General features: G+C 68.2%; 5 protein-coding genes. 4 read left to right on the top strand and 1 reads right to left on the bottom strand.

Annotated elements, in window-relative coordinates; all coding sequences use genetic code 11:
• Positions 1-471 (bottom strand): DUF3179 domain-containing (seleno)protein (locus tag AC5E6L_RS13820; protein ID WP_491774049.1); only part of this gene is annotated, 471 nt, incomplete at its 3' end.
• A 259-nt stretch (positions 472-730) separates the two neighbouring features.
• Between AC5E6L_RS13820 and AC5E6L_RS13815 the strand changes: the two genes are divergently transcribed.
• The 4 genes from AC5E6L_RS13815 to AC5E6L_RS13800 all read left to right on the top strand — a co-directional run.
• Complete coding sequence (locus tag AC5E6L_RS13815; protein WP_491228856.1) at positions 731-1,498, top strand: SOS response-associated peptidase; 768 nt, start codon at positions 731-733, stop codon at positions 1,496-1,498.
• A gap of 17 nt (positions 1,499-1,515) precedes the next feature.
• Complete coding sequence (locus tag AC5E6L_RS13810; protein WP_491774046.1) at positions 1,516-2,133, top strand: LysE/ArgO family amino acid transporter; 618 nt, start codon at positions 1,516-1,518, stop codon at positions 2,131-2,133.
• A 389-nt stretch (positions 2,134-2,522) separates the two neighbouring features.
• Positions 2,523-3,914 (top strand): cysteine--tRNA ligase, encoded by a 1,392-nt coding sequence (gene cysS, locus AC5E6L_RS13805; protein ID WP_491774044.1) that lies wholly within the window; start codon positions 2,523-2,525, stop codon positions 3,912-3,914.
• Positions 3,915-3,988: 74 nt separating this feature from the next.
• Positions 3,989-5,137, top strand: a 1,149-nt coding sequence (locus tag AC5E6L_RS13800) for a hydroxymethylglutaryl-CoA lyase-like TIM-barrel protein (RefSeq protein ID WP_491774042.1), incomplete at its 3' end; no start/stop codon positions are given.

The raw sequence follows: 5,137 nt of genomic DNA, 5'->3' as shown, positions 1-5,137 counted from the left end.
ATCCTTGAGCTTGCCCGTGGTGCCGAATTCGAGGATGCGCCCGTCCACCGTGCGCTCGAAGACGGGCGCCGAATTGCACAAGGGGCAGTAGGTGACGGCCACCGGCACCCCGCCGACCACATCGTTGACGATCTCGTGCCAGGTCAGGATCCTGAGCGGATAGGCGCGCGCGTCGCCATTGATCGTCAGCCCGACGACCGGCTCGTTCGGCGCCAGATCGTCGTGGCCGGGCACGAACTCGAACCTTGGATTGTCGATCGACGGGATGCCGTCGCGCGGCGGACCGCCCGAAAGGATGCGGGCGAGTTCGACCGAACGCTTGTCGAAGTCCGTCTTCCAGCCCTCGGCGGTCCAGCGGATCGGATCGGCCTGTGCGGGGGGCGCGCCGGTCATCGCGGCACCGAGTGAAAGGGCAGGCAGGGCGGTCAGAAGAACGGCGATCGCGGCCGCCTGGCGTTTGGGCATGGGCATGAGATCACCTCGTCCGGTCACGGCTTGCGGATACGGCCGGGGTATGCAGCCTATGAGGCCGCGCGCGGGCCCGCCAATAACGCCCGGTCACGATCGCGTGGGAGGGGCGTGGTTCGCCGCGGACCCGGCAGCCGTCGGCGCGCCTGTCTTGGTGATATCCAGCCGCCGGTTTGCGGCCTGACCCCGGTTGCCTTGCCTCATTTTTGCATTTGCCACGGGCGCTTTGCCGGCGATAGGGTGACCGGAGGGGGATGGTGCCATGTGCGGCCGGTTCGCGCTGATCCACGCCAGAGAGGAAATCGAGCGCGTGTTCGCCGTCGCCGGGGTGGAAGCCTTTCCGCCGCGCTACAACATCGCGCCCACCCAGCCCGTGCTCGTCGTCACCGCCGGCCCGGCCCGTCCCGAGGGCTCGAACCTGCCGGACCGGGAGGCGGGCCTGATGCGCTGGGGACTGCTTCCGTCCTGGGTCCGGGACCCCGGCGATTTCCCGCTGCTGATCAACGCCCGCTCCGAGACGGCCGCGAGCAAGGCGTCCTTCCGGGCGGCGATGCGCCACAGGCGCTGCCTGGTTCCGGCCTCGGGCTTTTACGAATGGCCGCGCGCCAAGGCCACGTGCCCGTCCCAGCCCTGGTGGGTCAGGCCCGTCGATGGCGGTCCGGTGGGCTTTGCCGGCCTGCACGAGACCTGGATCGGAAAGGACGGCAGCGAAATCGACACCTGCGCGATCCTGACGACGGCGGCTCCGGCGGATCTGGTCCATATTCACGATCGCGTGCCGGTTCCCCTGAAGCCCGAAGACCATGCGCGCTGGCTCGATTGCCGCGCGAACGGGCCGGTCGACGTCGCCGGCCTGCTGGCGCCGCCCGCGCCGGGAACGTTCGAGGCGGTCGCCGTTTCCGACCGGGTCAACAAGGTGGCCAACACCGGCCCTGAGCTTCTGGAGCCCGTCGCGCCGGGGGAGCAGTCGGTCAAGCCGGCCGCCGGGGACGCCGGCAAGGGCGATGACGGTCAGTTCTCGCTGTTCTGATCGCGATGCCGTCTCCGATGCTTGCCGCCGCCATCAACGGGTTCGTCCTCGGCGCGACGCTGATCATCGCGATCGGCGCGCAGAACGCCTTCATCCTGCGCCAGGGACTGATGCGCAGCCACGTCTTCATCCTTTGCCTGATCTGCGCGGCTTCCGATGCGTTGCTGATCGCCGTCGGCGTCGCCGGTCTGGGCACGCTCATCGCCGGCCAGCCGCAGCTGATCACCTTCGTGGCCATCGGCGGGGCGATCTTCCTGCTCACCTATGCGGGCCTTGCCTTGCGACGCGCGATGCGCCCGTCCGCAATGCTCGCCGAGACGCCGGCCGGCGCGCCCATGCCGCGCGCTGCGGCGATCGGCACCTGCCTTGCGTTCACCTTTCTGAACCCGCACGTCTATCTGGACACGGTGGTTCTTCTGGGAAGCCTGGCGGCCCGTTTCGAAGGGCCCGCTCGCGCGGCCTTCGGCGGCGGAGCCATGGCGGCCAGTTTCGCCTGGTTCTTCTCGCTCGGCTATGGCGCGCGGCTTCTCGCGCCTTTGTTTGCCCGCCCGGACGCGTGGCGCATCCTGGATCTGGTCATCGCCGCGATCATGGTCGCGCTCGCCATCGGCCTGCTCGTCGGCCCAAGGCAATAGGCACCGCGACCGCGGTGCCGGCAATGCTCTGCGTAGGCGCCCCAGGCATCTGCCATTTGCCGCTCCTGGTCCGTGAGAAGCAAACGGCCGAGCACAGTGGAAGATGGGGCGCAAACTCCACCGCGAGATACCCGGCTCCGCCTACGCAGAGGGCCGCACCGTAGACGGTCAAGACCATCGTTGAATAGGTTAAAATTGGGGGGATTGGTCATATTTAATCAAAAAACCGCCACCGGTGAGCGTCTTTTGCGTGTATTTTCGCCTTCATGCCAGTATCGCGAGTGATTGATTGCCTCGGCACCGCTGTCCGCCGCCGGTGCCGCTTGGCAGCGCCACCGCCGCCGTGGCATGAGCGGCCCGCTGGTGTACCGCCCGACAGGAAACGATCGATGGCCGATGCTCTGCCGCTGCGCCTCTATGACACGCTGACACGCGCCAAGCGCCCCTTTGCGCCGATCGATCCGGCCAATGTGCGGCTCTATGTGTGCGGCCCGACGGTCTACGATCATGCCCATATCGGCAACGCCCGGCCGGTGATCGTGTTCGACGCGCTGTTCCGCCTGCTCCGGTACGTTTACGGCGACGATCACGTCACCTATGTGCGCAACATCACCGACGTGGAAGACAAGATCAACGCCCGCGCCCGGCGTGACTATCCGGCCCTTGCGCTGAACGCGGCGATTCGCGCCGTCACCGAAAAGACCGCCGACCGGTTTCGCGCCGATGCGCTGACGCTCGGCTGCCTGCCGCCCACGCACGAGCCGCGCGCGACCGAGCATATCGGCGCCATGGTGGCGATGATCAACACGCTGATCGCGCGCGGCCACGCCTATGTCGCGACCGGCGGGGAAGGGGCGGAGGTGCTGTTCGACGTCGGCTCGATGCCCGACTATGGCGCGCTGTCGCGGCGCAATCTGGAGGATCAGCAGGCCGGCGCGCGCGTGGCCGTGGCCGGCCACAAGCGCGATCCGGCCGATTTCGTGCTCTGGAAGCAGAGCGGAACGCAGGAGCCGGGCTGGGACGCCGACTTTGCGGGCACGGCGATCCACGGCCGGCCGGGCTGGCACATCGAATGCTCGGTGATGAGCGCCCATCATCTGGGCGAGGTCTTCGACATCCATGGCGGCGGCATCGATCTGGCCTTCCCGCACCATGAGAACGAGATCGCCCAGAGCCGCTGCGCCCACGGCACGCCGGCCATGGCCAACTACTGGATGCACAACGGCTTCCTGCAGGTCGAGGGCCGCAAAATGTCCAAGTCGCTGGGCAATTTCATCACGGTGCGCGACCTGCTTGAGACCGACATGTTCGGCGGCCGCAAATGGCCCGGCGAGGTGCTGCGCCTGGCCATGCTCATGACGCACTATCGCGAGCCGATCGATTTTTCCGTGCGGCGGCTGGAGGAGGCCGACAATCTGCTGGCCCGCCTTTGGCGCCGCGCGGGCCAAGCCGACGACAATGGTCGGTTCGACGCCATGGTCGAGGCGCTGGCCGACGATCTGAACACGGTCGACGCCATTCACGCGCTCGGCGCGCTCGCCGGCGCGCCGTTGCGCCGCGCGCTCGGCTTTCTGGGTCTGCCGCGGGCGGCGCCGCTCGGCGATATCGATGTCGATACGGTTCGGGCGGCGATCGATAAGCGTCTTGCCCTGATCGCCGACAGGAACTGGGCCGAGGCGGACCGCATCCGCGATGAACTTCTGGATCAGGGAATCCGGCTAAGCGATTCAAAGGATTCCGAAACTGGCGAGCGCGTCACGACATGGGAGGTGAAGCGATGACGGGTGCCCTGTCGGGCGGCTTGGCCGCAAGGACGCGCGAACGGAAACATTGCCGTCGCGGGAGGCTGTAACCAATGTCGGCCGGCAAAGAGCGCATTCACCTGTTCGACACGACCCTTCGCGACGGCCAGCAGACGCCGGCCATCGATTTTTCCGTCGACGACAAGATCGCCATCGCCGACATGCTGGACGGGTTCGGCATCGACTATGTGGAGGGTGGTTATCCGGGCGCCAACCCCGCCGACACGGCCTTCTTCGCGCGCAAGCGGACGCGGAACGCCGCCTTCGTCGCCTTCGGCATGACCGGCCGCCCCGGCGTCTCGGCATCCAACGATCCGGGCCTTGCCGCGCTGATCGAGGCCGATGCGGACGCGATCTGCTTTGTCGCCAAGGCGTGGGACTATCATGTCGCATTGGCGCTGGGCTGCACGCCCGACGAGAACCTCGCCGCGATCCGCCGGTCGGTCGAGGCGGCCATCACCGCCGGCCGCGAGGCGATGGTCGATTGCGAGCATTTCTTCGACGGCTACAAGGCCAATCCGGACCATGCGCTGGCCTGCGCCCGAACGGCGTTCGAGGCCGGCGCGCGCTGGATCGTCCTGTGCGATACCAATGGCGGCAGCCAGCCCGACGAGGTGCGTGCCATCACGCGCGCGGCCATCGAGGCCGGCGTGCCCGGCGACCGGCTCGGCATCCATGCCCACAACGACACCGGCCAGGCGGTGGCCAATTCTCTGGCCGCCATCGGCGCCGGCGCGCGGCAGGTCCAGGGCACGCTCAACGGCATCGGCGAACGCTGCGGCAACGCCGACCTCGTCACGCTGATCGCAACGCTCGGCCTCAAGCCGGTCTGGGCGGACCGGTTCGAGACGGGCGTGTCGGCGGATGCGCTCGTGGGGCTGACGCGCCTGTCGCGCACCTTCGACGAGCTGCTCAACCGCGCGCCCGACCCGCAGGCGCCCTATGTCGGCGCGTCCGCGTTCGCGACCAAGGCGGGCATCCATGCCTCGGCCCTGCTCAAGGACCCGCGCACCTACGAGCACGTGCCGGCCGAAAGCGTCGGCAATGCGCGCCGCGTCATGGTCTCCGACCAGGGCGGCAGGTCCAACTTCATCGACGAGCTCAAGCGGCGCGGCCTCGCCGTTGCCAGGGACGACCCGCGCCTCGACACGCTGATCGCCATCGTCAAGGAGCGCGAGGCCGAGGGCTACGCCTATGAGGGG

It is taken from the genome of Roseitalea sp., from assembly GCF_984466335.1.
The sequence above is the reverse complement of the archived record's forward strand: the minus strand, read 5'-3'. Positions and strand labels throughout refer to the sequence as shown.